This is a genomic window from Streptomyces sp. NPDC087845 (genome assembly GCF_044742755.1).
In the GTDB taxonomy this organism is placed as follows: domain Bacteria; phylum Actinomycetota; class Actinomycetes; order Streptomycetales; family Streptomycetaceae; genus Streptomyces.
In genome coordinates, this window is record NZ_JBIUVC010000019.1 from 1 (window position 1) to 13,900 (window position 13,900).

A 13,900-nucleotide genomic window follows, 5' to 3' on the forward strand; every position below is an offset into this window, starting at 1 on the left:
TTCGATCTCGTGGGCGGCGGGATGAAGAAGCTCGACTCGGGCCACTGGAAGGGTGAGGCCGCCGACGCCTTCCGGGCGAAGTTCGAGACCCTGCCGACCGACTGGCTGCGTGCGGCGGATGCGTTCGAGGGCGCGGCCAGGGCGCTGGAGACGTATGCGGGGACGGTCACGAGCGCGCAGGCCAAGGCCGGTGAGGCGATCGCTCTGTACAAGGAGGGCAAGCAGGACTACGAGAGGGCTGCTGCCGCGTTCCGGGAGAAGGCGGCGGCGTACAACGCGGTCCGCAACACCGATCATCCGCTCCCGCATCCGGGAACGTTCTCCGATCCGAGCGTGGCCAAGCGGCAGCATGCGCAGGAGATGCTGGAGCATGCCCGGCGGGCGCGCAACGAGGCCGCCGACGCGGCCAAGGGCGCGATCACCGCTGCGATGGCACACGCCCCGAAGGAACCCACCGGCCTGGACCGTGCCAAGCAGGAGTTCTTCGACTACGGGGTCGGCCAGGGCTTCGAGCTGGCCCACTTCGGCGGCGGAATCATCAAGGGCACCGCAGGACTGGTGAACTTCGTCCGCTCGGTCAACCCGACCGACCCGTACAACCTGACGCACCCGGCCGAGTACTACAAGGGCGTCAACATGACGCTCGCCGGCCTCGTCTCCACCGCAGCCAACCCCGACCGCACACTCAAGAACGCCTGGGACGCGGCCAAAGGCGACCCATCCGAATTCATCGGCCGACTCGTCCCCGAACTGGTAGGCACCAAGGGCGGCGGCCTCATCAAGGGCGGCCTGCGGGCCGGCATGAAAGACGCCGTGAAGGAGGGGCTGAAACCGGGCCCCGGCCGTAAAGGGGTGGGCGACCCGGCGAAGCCGTCCCGTACCGAGAGGGCACCCGAGAAGGACCCGTCGGACCCGGTCGACCTGGCAACCGGCGCGATGTACCTTCCGCAGACCGATATCGTCCTGCCCGGCACACTTCCGCTCGTCTTCCGCCGGCGTGTCGCCTCCGACTACCGGGCAGGGCGCTGGTTCGGCCCGTCCTGGGCATCCACCGCGGACCAGCGCCTGGAGATCGACTCCGAGGGCGTTGTCTTCATATCCGAGGATGGCCTGCTGCTGTCCTACCCCCACCCCGCACCTGGTGTCCCGGTCCTGCCCAGCCACGGCCCTGAATGGCCACTGGACGTGAACCCCGACGGCGACTACACGCTCACCGACCCGGACACGGGCCACGTCCGGCACTTCACCACACGTCACAGCACCGAAGCACTGCTCGCGCAGATCGACGACCGCAACGGCAACTGGATCATCTTCGAGTACGACGCACTCGGGACACCGACGTCGATCGTCCACCACGGCGGCTACCACCTCGAACTCACCACCGACAACGGTCGCATCATCGCCCTGCGCCTCAAAGACGGAGCCCCCGACGGCACCGACCGGCAAATCCTCGCCTACGGCTACACCGACGGCCACCTCACCGACCTCACCAACTCCTCCACCCGCCCCCTGCGCTTCAGCTACGACGAGCGCGGCCGCATCACTTCCTGGACCGACACCAACAACAGCCGCTACGACTACGCCTACGACGACCAGGACCGCTGCATCGCCGAAGGCGGCGTCGAAGGCCACATGGCACTACGCCTGGACTACGACGGCACCGACCCCGCGACCGGCCTACGGGTCACGACGGCGACCGCCAGCAGCGGCGCCGTCCACCAGTACCTGATCAACGACGCACACCAGATCGTCTCGGAGATCGACCCGCTCGGCGCGGTCACCCGCTTCGAACGCGACCGCCGCAACCGACTGCTGTCCCGCACCGACCCTCTCGGCCGCATCACCCGCTTCACCTGCGACGAGACGGGACGACTGACCACCGAGGTCCGCCCCGACGGCCTGGAATCATCCGCGCAGTACAACGATCTCCGGCTACCGGTCCGCGTCACCAACCCGGACCGGACCGTGGTCGAGTACGCCTACGACGAACGCGGCAACCGAACTGCGGTCACCGACCCGTCCGGCGCCATCACCCGCGCCGCCTACAACGAGGCCGGTCACCTGGTCTCCGTGACGGACGCGCTCGGCAACACCACCCGCATCCGCAGCAATACCGCCGGCCTGCCCGTCGAGATCACCGACCCGCTCGGTGCCATCACCCGCATCACCCGCGATGCCTTCGGCCGCCCCACCATGCTCACCGACCCCCTTGGCGCCGTCACCCGCCTTGAATGGAATGTCGAAGGCAAACTCTCTCACCGCACCGATGCGGACGGCACCACACAGTCCTGGACCTACGACGGCGAGGGCAACTGCCTGACCCACATTGACGCCTCCGGCGGCGTCTCCAGCTATGAATACACCCACTTCGACCTCCCGCTCGCCAGCACCCGGGCCGACGGCGGCCGCTACGAGTTCGAGCACGACAACGACCTGCACCTCACCCGGGTCACCAACCCGCAGGGTCTGAACTGGACTTACGAGTACGACGCGGTTGGCAACATCGTGTCCGAGACCGACTTCGACGGCCGCACCCTCACTTACCGTGTGGATGCCGCGGGCCAGCTCACCGAGCGGGTCGACGCCCTCGGCGGGACCATCTCGTTCGAGCGAGACCAACTGGGCCAGGTGCTCCGCAAGAACGTCGACGGCAGGGTGACGACCTACGCGTACGACCGGGCAGGCCGCCTCCTGGAGGCGGTTGGTCCGGAGAGCGAACTGCGGTGCCAGTACGACCGTCGCGGACGGGTCAAGGCCGAACTCGTGGACGGCCGTCCCCTCCTCTACTCCTACGACGACCTGGGACGGCGCATCCGCCGAACCACGCCCACCGGACATGTCACCTCCTACGCTTACGACTCCGACGGCCTTCCCTCGCGGCTGACCACGGGTGGTCGGCTGGTCGACTTCACCCACGATGCCGCCGGCCGCGAGCTGGTCCGCGCCTTCGGGGACACGATCACCATGACATCGGCCTGGGACGAGGCCGGACGGCTCGCCACGCAGCACATCACGGCAGGAGCCCAGGCCGTCAACAGCCGCGCCTACGCCTACCGCGCCGATGGGCATCTGCTCTCCGTCGCGGACCGGCTGTCGGGCACCCGCACCTTCGATCTCGACCGCATGGGCCGGGCCACCGCCGTCCATGCCCCGGGCTGGACGGAGCGGTACGCCTACGACGACGCGGGCAACCAGACCTCGGCGTCCTGGCCGGACCAGCACCCGGGCAGCGAGGCCACCGGATTACGTACCTACCTCGGCACCAACATCACCCGTGCCGGCGCTGTCCGCTTCGAACACGACGCCCTCGGCCGGGTCACCCTGCGACAGAAGACCCGCCTGTCCCGCAAACCCGACACCTGGCGCTACACGTGGGACACAGAGAACCGCCTCACCTCCGTCACCACCCCCGACGGGACCCGTTGGCACTACCGCTACGACCCACTGGGCCGACGCACCGCGAAGCAACGCCTGGCCGCCGACGGCGAGACCGTGGCCGAGGAGGTCCGGTTCACCTGGGACGGCCTCACCCTCTGCGAACAGACCAGCCACCAGCCGGACGGCCCAAACACGGTCGCCCTCACCTGGGACCACCGCGACGTCATCCCACTGGCCCAGACCGAGCGCATCCTCACGGCCGACAGTCGGCAGGAGGAGATCGACCGCCGGTTCTTCGCCATCGCAACCGACCTCATCGGCACCCCGACCGAGCTGATCGACGAGGCGGGCGCCGTCGCCTGGCGCGGCCGGAGCACCCTGTGGGGCACCACGGCCTGGGCCCGGGACAGCAGCACGTACACCCCGCTGCGCTTCCCTGGTCAGTACTTCGACCCCGAGACCGGGCTCCACTACAACTGCTTCCGCCACTACGACCCAGAGACCGGCCGCTACACCTCCCCGGACCCCCTGGGCCTGGCTCCCGCGCCGAACCCGGTCGGCTATGTGAACAACCCGCATGCCGGGTGCGATCCGCTGGGCCTGATGCCGTACACGAAGGAGGAGAAGGCCCAGCAGGCCAGGGAAAAGGCCAGGGAAAAGGCCATCAAGACCGCGGACGAGGTCATCGAGCGGGCGCGAGGTGGCCGGATGCGGAAGGACGGCGACTACCACGCAGACACCAGGCACGCGTTCAACGACGAACGGGTCGTGGAGATCCTGAAAAACCCGGACGCGGTGTACCACTCCTCGGCCGGCAGCGGAAACTTGATCTTCCGCCAAGGCGAGGACGTCGTGGTTGTCCGGGGCCAAAGAGGCGGAGCGGGCAACGCCATCACCGCGTACGGCCCCTCGGGCATGAAAGGCACGTCCGGGGCGGAGGCGCTCGGCGGTCTACCCACCGATCCCGGCGGGCCGATCACCCACGCGGACGTCGTGGAGGGCAGGATTCCGAGCAAGAACGGCTACATGGCTCCGGCGGAGCAGATCAAACGAGGCGGCACGGCATGAAGATCACCATCGACAGCGACTGGACCGCGACGGTGACGGGCGAACCCCTGAGCGTCACCCCGCGCTTCGACTTCTCGAGTCCCGGTTTGCGCCTAGCGCCCTACGCGGACCGGGAGGAGCGTGAGCGCTTTCTCCTGGACACCTTCGGCAGCCAGGAGTGGCTGTGGGACACCCCGGACACGCTCGGGTTCGACCGGGCCGGCCGGGAGCTGATCGGCGCCGAGTTCGAGCTGCCCTCCGAGCCCGCCTCCGCCGAGGACTGCGCCCGCCTCCCCTCCATGCCCCCCGTCCTCCCAGGCGGGCTGCGTGCGGACGAAGAGCGGAACTGCCGCCTTGAGGTGACCTCGGTGCTGTGCCGCGCGCCCGGCGACGCCGTGCTGACCTGTCTGCGCGACCTCGACGTCCTTGACGAACCGCTGGAGGCCCGCATCGGCATCGCCCCGGACGTGGCGCTCCTGGTCCAGCACGGCTCCATCGTTGGCTGGAGCCTGACCGATCCCGCGCGCTATCTGACCACCGGCTACGCCGCCCCCGACCCCGCCCCGCCGTCCTCGGCCACCCGTCGGCTGCTCAGCGCATGCCTGGACCTGATCACTGATCCGCTGCTCGAAGAGGTGCGGGACCGCGAGCCGGCCGCCCTGGCCCGGCTCCGGACGGTCCACCAGGACCTGCGGGCCCAGCGCGGGGACCGGCACCGAGCCGACGCGCTGCTCGCGCTCATCGCCAACTTGGTGGAGGACTACGGGAACTGGTGAGGTCAGCCGAAGAAGCTGAGGCGCACATGGCGCTGTAGGTTGCCCTTGTTGGTGTCCACCGGACAGCACTACTGCCAGGTGCCGAGTTCGGGTGTGATACTGGCGGACTCTCCTATTCAACTGTCGCCAGTTCTCGTGGAGTACAGCCTGCTGGTGACCGTGTGTGGTCGACGGCGGCGTATCGGATCCAGGTTCCTCCGGCCTCGGACGCGAGGCGAACCGAGGCCGCGCCTCGTCTTGGCCGGTTCATCGATGCCCCGAGGCCCGCACGACGCCGACCGCCCCGCCACCCCCTCGGACCTGCCCGACCTCATCCACACCCGCCACATCGTCCAGGAGACCCTGCGGCTCTACCCACCCATCTGGTTCTTCCCCCGGCGAGCCGCCACCGACCTGCAACTGGGCGGCCACTCCATCAAGCGAGGAACCCAGGTCTTCTACAGCCCCTACGCCATGCACCGCGACTCCCGCTGGTACTCCCGGCCCGAATCCTTCGACCCCGACCGGTGGGACCCGGACCGCCGCGCCCAGCCGCCACGGGGCGCGTGCATTCCCTTCGCCACGGGGGTGCACGGCTGCCCCGGGGGAGACTTCGCCCTGGCGGAACTCACCCTGATCACGGCCGCCGTCACCGAGCGGTGGCACCTGGACCCGGCCCCGGGCAGTGAACCCGGACCGGTCGCGGCCGCCACGCTCGGCCCCGCCCCCCATCACCATGACCGTCTCCGCCCGCCCTCATCCGGGCTGACCCCGGAATGCCACGCGAGGTACGAGGGGCGGCCGGAGCGAGCGAACCGGTCGCCGGGGTCGGACCACCCATGTCCGTCCGACACGCGCCGGCACCGCTTCGGCGCGGCTGTGCGGGGCACGGCGGGCGCGGCGCCGAGCGGGCGGGCGCGCCGAGCGACTCGTCCTCGTGCAGGGAGAGTTCGTGGAACGCTACGGATGGCACGGTGTGTACCACCGGCCGCCGCCGGGATCATGCCTGCTTTCAGGCCGCCGCCGGGGCGCCGGCGGGTCGGTGGGCGCTATGCCTGATAGGCCGCGGAGATCTGGCCGACCAGAACGGCGAACGGCATGTCGAGGGCGGCGTAGAGGGCGTCGGAGTCGTGGGCGGCGTTGTCCGCCAGCGCCTCGACCATGAGGGTGGCGTAGTCGGAGACGATGACACCTGCCTGCTGCAGACGGAGCAGTCCGGCCTCCCGCTTGGCCTGGCTGAAGGTGCCGGAGGCGTCCAGGGTGACGTAGGCGTCGTACCCGGCACCTGTGGCGGAGATCGCGGGCAGGGCCGCGCAGACCTCGAGCGATACCCCGGCGAAGATCACCTTCTGTCGGCCGGTGGCCTCGATGGCCTCGCGGACCCGGTCGTCGTGCCAGGCATTGACGGTGCTGCGGTCGATGATCTTCTGTCCGGCCGGCAGTGCCTGGACCAGTTCGGGAGTGGTCGGCCCCCACAGGCTGCCGGCCGCAGTGGTGGTGACGACCAGCGGGATGCCCAACACGGTCGCCGCCCGGGCCAGCGCCACCACATTGTGCTTCAGTTCGCCGACCGGGATGTCCCGGACGCCGGAGAGAAGGCCCACCTGATGGTCGACCAGCACCACGGCGGCGTTCTCCCGGGTAATCGACTCCTGGAACTTGCTGCGCTCGCTCATCTTCCGCTCCTTCGAGGGTTGGACCACGGGCTAATCGGTCACTAATCTTGATAGTCAAGATTGGTGACTATTTTGAGGCTATGCCCCTGGCGCCCGGAGGGCAAGCATCGGCCGGGAGGAGGCACCCTGCGTCCGGGCGAGGCCCGGCCCGCCGGACAGGGCTAAAGTTGCCGGTCGGAGCAGAGCGGCAGACAAGCGCAGAGACAGGAGGGGCGTTGACCGGACGTCAGACCAAGGAACCGGACCTCGGCGTACTCGCCGCCCGGATCCTCTTCTCCGTCCAGCGCGAGCTGTTCACCACACTCGCCGAACAGGGCTTCGACGACATCCAGCCCCGCGCCGGCGCCGTCCTCGCCCACCTGCGATCCGACGGCGTCCGTGCGAGCGAACTCGCCCGCGCCTCCGGACAGCACAAGCAGGTCATCAGCACCCTCATCGACGACCTCGAACGCCTGGGCTACGTCGAACGCAAACCCGACCCCGCAGACCGCCGAGCCAAACTGATCCACCCCACCGAACGCGGCCTGCTCCAGATGGAGGCCGCCACCTCCATCATGCGAACGATCGAGGAACGCCACGCGAAGGCGCTGGGCAAGCAGGAGTACACCGCCTTCAAGACCACTCTCCATTGCGTGGCCGCACTCCAACATGAGACCGAGCACAGCAGCCAAGGCACCGGGACACGGCCAGGCCGGCCCGACCGGTGAGGCTGGTTGAGCCCAGGTGGCACACGCGGGCGCCGGGCCGGAGGCGTGACTGGCGGAGTCGGGTGGGGGAACTCTCCGAATGCCCTCGGGCTCCGCGTGGGTGCTGCGGACCGGTATCAGATCAGATCGGCGCGAGGGTCGACAGCTACCACACCGCTTTCGTGGGCGGCGAAGATCTCCACTTTCTCCTTTGTTCTCCTTGGGGAATTCGCCCTGCCCGTTGTTCGGGTACTGCCAGAACTGACCGCCGCTCTTGCGGGTGACGAGGTCCTCGTAGTCCTCCCCGTCCAGGTCGCCCCGGTGGGTGAGGAGCGGGCCGTTCCAGTCGACGCTGGTGTTCGGGGAGAAGGGTGTGTCGACGCGGCCTTGGCCGGTGCCGCTGTGGAGTTGCAGGCGGTTGGCGCTGTCGACGGTGAGCAGGCCGGGCTGGCCGTCGCCGTCGAGGTCGCCCGGCTTGTCCGTGACACCGTGGCCGTCCACGTCGAATTTGCCCACTTGTACTCGGTGACGTCGGTGTCCGCGGTCTTGAAAAGGAATCTGCCTGGAGTCCGTGCCGGTGCGCCCATGGCGCCGGTCGTGGCCTCGGCGTAGAGGCCGTCGGCGCTGGAGACCTGCGGCGGTTTGGACGGGTGTTTCGGGTCGAAGCCGAAGCGGCATCCGTTGGCGCCCTGCGTGGGAGTCCGGCCGGAGGCGAAGTTGGCGTCGCTGGGGTCCTCGACCACGAGATCTACTGGACTTCCGCCTCGGGCAGCGACACCGGATCGGCGAACACGTTCCAGTCGTACGTGTTCCCGGTCGAGACCGGCTGGGCCCACCTGTTTCCCGCGAACTCGGTGCTGTTCTCCGGCAGGGCCGAGAAGTGGGTGACGCTGAACATCTCCTGCTGGGAGGAGGATCACAGCAACAGCGGCTGGTACGCGGATCTCCGCAGGAGCATGCGGGACACCTCCCGGTACTGCATGCAGAAGTCCGAGGACCTGGAGGATCACAGCGAGGAGAGCGAGGAGTACGCGGGCGGCTCGGCGCTGCTGTCCCTGGTGGGGCTGGTGGCCAAGCGCTTCGCCTGGCTGCCGGACCTGTTCACCAACGAGGACGACCTGGTGTGCGAGCGCAGCTTCGGCATCAGCAGGCAGGGTCTGCTCAACCTGGTCGCCCGCGGCCGGAGCGCGGCCGCGTGGAGCTCATGGAGCTTCGGCGGCGGCATCGAGGGCAAGCGCGCGCTGTGGCTCAGGGCGTCCAAGCCTCCAACGAGCCAAGGCCGCGACCTGTGAGTCTCAGCCCTGTGTCGGATCCGACTCCGATCCGACATCGGTCATGAGATTCCGACAAGAAATCCAAGATCCTCCAACATTGTGGGATCTCCACTCCCATGCCATCTCGCGGTGCCCCGACCTGCCGCTCGGCGGGCTGTCTCATACTGGCGGTTGGGATGCCGGTCTCACGAGCGAGGCCGATTCCTCTCGCGTGTGGTCAGCGGCCCGAACCTCATAGGCATGGTCCGGATCGCGGGTGAATCCGTCGCGATGCAGTGACATGCGCCTGGCGGGGGCGACGGGCCGACCCGGTGTGAGGCTGCGGCCAGTCCGTCGCGCTTCGGCGCAACTCTCGCCGCCGTTCCCAGAGACTGCGCCCTTGGTTGACTTTTGGTCGCTGACCAATTCTACTGAGATGCGAAACTTGGTCAACGACCAAAATCGCAGGTGGTGAAAGATGACCAGAGTCAAGGTGTTGATCTCCGGCGCCGGTATCGCAGGCCCGGCGCTCGCGTACTGGCTGGCGCGGTACGGGGCACAGGTCACGGTCGTCGAGTCAGCGTCGGAGCGCCGCACCGGCGGGCAGCTGATCGACATCCGCGGCTGCGGGCGCGACGTGATCGCCCGGGCGGGCCTGGCCGAGGCGGTCCGTGCCGCGCGGGCGGGCGCGGACGGGCTGTCGTTCGTGGATGCACAAGGGCGGCGGCAGGCATCGGTGCGGGCGGACGGCTTCGGCGGGGACGGGCCGGTGACCGAGACCGAGATTCTGCGGGGTGCGCTGGTGGAGATCCTCCACGAGGCGACCCGTGGCTCGGTCGAGTACGTCTTCGGTGACCGCATCGGCGCACTCGACGACCGGCACGACGGCGTGCGCGTGACCTTCGAGAAGTCCGCACCGCGCCGCTTCGACGTCGTGGTCGGGGCCGACGGACTGCATTCGGGCGTGCGCAGCTGGGGAGCCCCAACCGGCACCGAGGAACACAGGAGCACGACATGACCGCGAAGACATGGTTCATCACCGGCGCGTCCAAGGGGCTCGGCAGGCAGTGGACCGAGGCGGCACTGGAACGGGGCGACCGGGTCGCCGCGACGAGCCGGATCCCCGACGCGTTCGACGACCTGATCAAGACCCATGGCGACAACCTGCTGCCGATCCAGCTGGGCGTCACCGACCGCGCGGCCGTCGATGCCGCGGTACGTCAGGCCGCCGACCGCTTCGGCCGCCTCGACGTCGTGGTCAACAATGCCGGCTACGGCCTGTTCGGCATGGTCGAGGAGATCAGCGAGGAACAGGCCCGGGCGCAGATCGAGGTGAATCTGCTCGGCCCGCTGTGGGTCACGCAGGCCGCGCTGCCGCGCCTGCGCGCCCAGGGCGGCGGGCACATCATCCAGGTCTCCTCGATCGCGGGCGTCTTCTCGCTGCCGGGCCTCGGCGTCTACCACGCCTCGAAGTTCGGCCTGGAGGGATTCACCGCGAGCCTCGCCAAGGAGGTCGAGGACTTCGGCATCAAGGTCACCCTGGTCGAACCCGCCGGATACGCCACCGACTGGGCGGGACCGTCCGCCGTCCACGCCGAACGCCTGGCCGCCTACGACGGCTTCCGCGCCGGCATGCAGCGGCCGGCCGGAGTGCGCGGCGAGCCGACCGCCACCCGCGCGGCGATCCTCGCGGTCGTCGATGCCGACGAGCCGCCCCTGCGGATCTTCTTCGGCAAGGGGCCGCTCGACGTGATCCGGGCGGAGTACGCGTCCCGCATCGAGGAGTGGGAGCGTTGGGGTGCGGTGTCCCAGGCGGCATTCGGCGCCTGAACAGGGTCGGGAAGAGGGCACTGAACAGCCCGCTTGTACCATGACCAGGAAATCGCCGGTGGGTGACGGAGAACGGAACGGGACACGAGGATGCGCTGGACGCTGGACGACGTGATCGAGGCGGCGTTCACCACGCTCGAGGCGGAAGGTCTCGAGAAACTGACGCTGCGTGGGGTCGCCCGGACCCTCGGTTCCCACCTCAACTCGGTGAGCTCGTACGTCAAGACGAAGCAGACACTCATCGATACGATGGCCGACCACATCGTCGGCTCCGTCGACGTCACCCACCTGCCGGACGAACCGGTCGAACGGGTCCGCACGGTCGCCACCCGCTACCGGGACGCCCTGCTCGCACACCGCGACGGCGGCCGCCTGGTCGCGGGCACATTCACCGGCACGGGCAAGACCCTGCGCGTCGCTGACACCATCGTCGGCGCCCTGCTGGACGCCGGATTCCATGAGGCGGACGCGGCCCGCCTGTGCTGGTCGATCGTCTACTTCACGCTCGGCCTGACCCAGGAGCAGCAGACCCCGTCCGACAATCCCCGCGGCTCGTTCCACGAACTCGTCGCCACCGGCAGCTACCCCGCCCTCGCCCGGATCGGCGAGCACCTCATGGTCACGGACTCCTTCGACGACCGTTTCCGCTACGGACTGTCGCGGCTGCTGCCCCCAGGAGCCTGAACGCGCGAACACTTACGACCTTGGGGCAATTGGGTCCGGGGCAGGTTGGCCTGGGGGTTCGGCCGATGGATGAGTCAGCAGGTGGTGGTGTGGACGGGCACGAGGGCGGTGCTGGTCCTGCGGCGGGTGGGGCGCCTGGCGGAGCGGTCGGAGACGAGGGAGGCGATCGCGGCTTGGGTTTCTCCGTAGGTTGCGCGGCATCCGGTGTATCGCTGGAGCGGGCGCCACTTCTTCAGCTCGGCGTTGGTGTGCTCGATGCAGATCCTCGCCGAGGACTGCCGTCGCTTGGCCTCCCGCCAGGCCCGGTGTTCGCCGTCGCCGGCATCCTCGCCGGGCTTCTTCGGCGGCGCGCGGATCTGGTCGGGGAACTCGCCTGCCAGCCTGCGGTAGCCGTCGTCGGCCGTGGCCTTGACCTGCGGGCGGAGCCGGAACTGTTCGGCGATGCCCTCGGTGCGCACGGCCGTCCGGTCGTGCATCCGGCCGGGCCTGACCACGCCGGAGAACAGGGTGCGGCCCTGGCCGTCGCTGAAACTGGTGGTCTTCATCGTGTTCTACTTCTTCTTGCCCGAGACGAACGTCTTCCGGCCGGGCCGGTGAGCCTGGGGCCGGCGTACCTGGGTCTCGGTGCCGTCGACGCGCAGCTCGATGTTCTCGGCCACCGCTTGGGCGAACAGGTCCTCCAGGGTGCGGATCCGGATGCCGGGCCGGTCGGGGACAGCGAAGCCGCGGGCGGCGAGCAGAGGCCGTATCTCCCGTACCGACGCCGAGACAGTGGAGCGGTCCACCCCATACAGCTCCGCCAACGCGGTGTGCGGCAGCTGGTGACGCAGGCAGATCAGGGTGACCAGCAGCCGGTCGGTGAACACCAGCTTCACCTTGCGTCCCGACCCGGCCAGGCGCTTCCGAAGACCCCCACGCCGCTCGGCCCGGTCCGGCTCCCGCGCCGCCTCCCAGCGTGGCGCCAACTCGGCAACCAGCTCGGCGAAGTGTTGGCGTGTCACACCAGTGAAGGCAGGATGGGGCAGGGCGGCACGATCCAGGGCAACAGTCACATCTCCCGACGTGCCGACCGACTCTGACCTTGCGTCAGCCCCGCTCGGAAGCTGTGCGATACGAGCTTCAGTCGCAGCCGGACGTAGTCATGGTCCAGCGGTCCTGGACGGCGCGCTCCATCCGGCCGCCACCCGTTTCGGGCGTAGAAGCGCTGCGCACGGGTGTTGGACGCCCAGCACTCCAGCACGCCCTCGGCGCAGCCGGCGGCCACGGCCAGCGCGACGAACTCCCGGTGCAGGGCCCCACCCACCCCGCACCCCCAGGCGTGCGCCAGTACCCCGATCTGGTACAGCTCGTAGAACGTCGAGGCGTCCAGGTCTTCGTGGTGCGGTGACCCGGCAGTGAGCAGCCCGACCACCGTCCCGTCCAAGTCATCCGCGACCAGCGTGGCACGCGCCGGTGCGGCCGGCACCCGCGTCCAGGCGTCGCGCCGTTCCCCCCAATCGCTCGGGTCGGCGAGTTCCTCCTCGGGCATGCCGCCCGCGGTGTAGTACGCGGTCCGGGTCCGGGTGTGCACATCGGCAAGGACGTCGGCGTCCTCGGTGGTCGCCTCACGCAGTCGGAAACCTTGATCCATGCCCCTCTGGACGCCTGCACCCACCCGACTGGCTCCCCCACGGGCCCCCATCGGCGGCCAGGCACGACTCGCGATGGAGGATCCGCCGCGATCTTCACGACGAGACACCCGGCTGCCATCACGACAGCAAGATCGATCAGAGGATATGACTCACCTTCTCCATTGCCCCCAAGGCCGTAAGCGGTCGACTCCGGAAGTCCTTCGGGGGTTGACGTGATGGTTGGTTGCTGACCCGAGATGCTCAGATGTGCAGGGGTATGAAGCGATCACCGGGGTGTTATCGGGGTAGCCTCAGCTCGCCCGCGCGCAGCCCGGCCTGGAAGCGGGAGTCGGCCTCGAGCTTGGCCATCAGCTCGGCCACGCGCCGCCGGTAGGTGCGTAGCGAGACGCCGAGCCGTTTGGCCGCCGATTCGTCGGTGAGTCCAGAGCCGAGGGCTTCGAGGATCACGCGGCCGTCGGCGTCGAGGTGGGGGATGTTGCTGCGCAGATAGGTGTCGAGATCGACGGCGCTGTCCCAGATGGCGCGGAACAGCGAGTGGACGCCGTCGACCAGGATCTGCGACGTCGTCACGGTGTACTCGCGGCCGGTGGGGGTCTCCCGGCCGGCGAGGATCACCACCCGCTGGTCGATGATGATGGTCCCGTGCGGCAGCGGCGAGCCACTGATCCGAACGAGAGCGCCCTTGCTCTGCACCAGTCGCAGGTGGGCGCGGGCCTCCTCGTCGGCAAGCGCGACCGGGCTGAGCAGCTTGCGAGAGGTGAAGTCCGAGGAATCCGTAGCACGCATTCGGTTCCGGATCGCGGCCCTGGCCTCCGGCTGCGACCAGGTCTTGAGGTCGCGGGCGGCGCACAGGAACTCGGTCTGCGCGGACTCGAAGAGATGACCGGCACGCGCGATCAACTCCGCGTCCCCCTGGACTGAAAGCACCTGTTCGTTCCGCATCCCGCCAGTCTGGCAGCA

The 13,900-nt window shown here is 69.1% G+C and carries 15 protein-coding genes; 9 read left to right on the forward strand and 6 right to left on the reverse strand.

Features of this window, described 5'->3' with window-relative positions; genetic code table 11:
• The 3 genes from ACIOMQ_RS34160 to ACIOMQ_RS34170 form a co-directional block, all read left to right on the forward strand.
• Positions 1 to 4,446 (forward strand): putative T7SS-secreted protein (locus ACIOMQ_RS34160; RefSeq protein WP_402191710.1); only part of this gene is annotated, 4,446 nt, incomplete at its 5' end.
• Positions 4,443 to 5,201, forward strand: a complete 759-nt coding sequence (locus ACIOMQ_RS34165; protein WP_402191713.1) for a hypothetical protein — start codon at positions 4,443 to 4,445, stop codon at positions 5,199 to 5,201. The genes ACIOMQ_RS34160 and ACIOMQ_RS34165, both read left to right, overlap by 4 nt.
• A gap of 252 nt (positions 5,202 to 5,453) precedes the next feature.
• Entirely contained in the window at positions 5,454 to 6,239 is a 786-nt protein-coding gene (locus ACIOMQ_RS34170) for a cytochrome P450 (protein WP_402191715.1), read from the forward strand.
• Here ACIOMQ_RS34170 and ACIOMQ_RS34175 read toward each other — a convergent pair.
• On the reverse strand, positions 6,230 to 6,856 hold the full coding sequence (locus ACIOMQ_RS34175) for an isochorismatase family protein (protein WP_362202839.1): 627 nt from the start codon (positions 6,854 to 6,856) through the stop codon (positions 6,230 to 6,232). The two genes, ACIOMQ_RS34170 and ACIOMQ_RS34175, sit on opposite strands and share 10 nt — an antisense overlap.
• Positions 6,857 to 7,071: 215 nt before the next feature.
• Here ACIOMQ_RS34175 and ACIOMQ_RS34180 point away from each other — a divergent pair, with 215 nt between their 5' ends.
• Together ACIOMQ_RS34180 and ACIOMQ_RS34185 are read left to right on the forward strand one after the other, a co-directional pair.
• Entirely contained in the window at positions 7,072 to 7,563 is a 492-nt protein-coding gene (locus ACIOMQ_RS34180) for a MarR family transcriptional regulator (protein ID WP_362202836.1), read from the forward strand.
• 96 nt (positions 7,564 to 7,659) lie between these two features.
• The gene (locus tag ACIOMQ_RS34185; protein WP_401760056.1) at positions 7,660 to 8,154 is read left to right on the forward strand and encodes a hypothetical protein; all 495 of its coding nucleotides are present in this window, start codon (positions 7,660 to 7,662) and stop codon (positions 8,152 to 8,154) included.
• Positions 8,155 to 8,290: 136 nt separating this feature from the next.
• On the opposite strand, the gene ACIOMQ_RS34190 is transcribed toward ACIOMQ_RS34185, so the two are convergent.
• The gene (locus tag ACIOMQ_RS34190; protein WP_402191718.1) at positions 8,291 to 8,440 is read right to left on the reverse strand and encodes a hypothetical protein; all 150 of its coding nucleotides are present in this window, start codon (positions 8,438 to 8,440) and stop codon (positions 8,291 to 8,293) included.
• Here ACIOMQ_RS34190 and ACIOMQ_RS34195 point away from each other — a divergent pair.
• The 4 genes from ACIOMQ_RS34195 (at position 8,427) to ACIOMQ_RS34210 (ending at position 11,309) form a co-directional block, all read left to right on the forward strand.
• Positions 8,427 to 8,834 carry a hypothetical protein gene (locus tag ACIOMQ_RS34195; protein ID WP_402191720.1) on the forward strand — a complete coding sequence of 136 codons (408 nt, stop codon included), beginning with the start codon at positions 8,427 to 8,429 and terminating at the stop codon, positions 8,832 to 8,834. The two genes, ACIOMQ_RS34190 and ACIOMQ_RS34195, sit on opposite strands and share 14 nt — an antisense overlap.
• A 439-nt stretch (positions 8,835 to 9,273) precedes the next feature.
• Positions 9,274 to 9,813 (forward strand): FAD-dependent monooxygenase, encoded by a 540-nt coding sequence (locus tag ACIOMQ_RS34200; protein ID WP_401267991.1) that lies wholly within the window; start codon positions 9,274 to 9,276, stop codon positions 9,811 to 9,813.
• Positions 9,810 to 10,625, forward strand: a complete 816-nt coding sequence (locus ACIOMQ_RS34205; RefSeq protein WP_401760049.1) for an SDR family NAD(P)-dependent oxidoreductase — start codon at positions 9,810 to 9,812, stop codon at positions 10,623 to 10,625. The genes ACIOMQ_RS34200 and ACIOMQ_RS34205 overlap by 4 nt, the downstream gene beginning before the upstream one ends.
• Positions 10,626 to 10,715: 90 nt before the next feature.
• Positions 10,716 to 11,309 (forward strand): TetR/AcrR family transcriptional regulator C-terminal domain-containing protein, encoded by a 594-nt coding sequence (locus ACIOMQ_RS34210; protein WP_362202821.1) that lies wholly within the window; start codon positions 10,716 to 10,718, stop codon positions 11,307 to 11,309.
• Positions 11,310 to 11,383: 74 nt separating this feature from the next.
• Here the strand turns inward: ACIOMQ_RS34210 and ACIOMQ_RS34215 are convergent, their stop codons facing one another.
• From ACIOMQ_RS34215 to ACIOMQ_RS34230, 4 genes are all read right to left on the reverse strand, one after another.
• The gene (locus tag ACIOMQ_RS34215) at positions 11,384 to 11,854 is read right to left on the reverse strand and encodes a transposase family protein (RefSeq protein WP_402191722.1); all 471 of its coding nucleotides are present in this window, start codon (positions 11,852 to 11,854) and stop codon (positions 11,384 to 11,386) included.
• A gap of 6 nt (positions 11,855 to 11,860) precedes the next feature.
• Positions 11,861 to 12,310 carry a transposase family protein gene (locus ACIOMQ_RS34220; RefSeq protein ID WP_402191725.1) on the reverse strand — a complete coding sequence of 150 codons (450 nt, stop codon included), beginning with the start codon at positions 12,308 to 12,310 and terminating at the stop codon, positions 11,861 to 11,863.
• 47 nt (positions 12,311 to 12,357) lie between these two features.
• Positions 12,358 to 12,939 (reverse strand): GNAT family N-acetyltransferase, encoded by a 582-nt coding sequence (locus ACIOMQ_RS34225; protein WP_402191729.1) that lies wholly within the window; start codon positions 12,937 to 12,939, stop codon positions 12,358 to 12,360.
• Between the two features lie 277 nt (positions 12,940 to 13,216).
• Positions 13,217 to 13,882, reverse strand: a complete 666-nt coding sequence (locus ACIOMQ_RS34230) for a DNA-binding response regulator (RefSeq protein ID WP_402191731.1) — start codon at positions 13,880 to 13,882, stop codon at positions 13,217 to 13,219.
• Positions 13,883 to 13,900 lie beyond the last annotated feature (18 nt).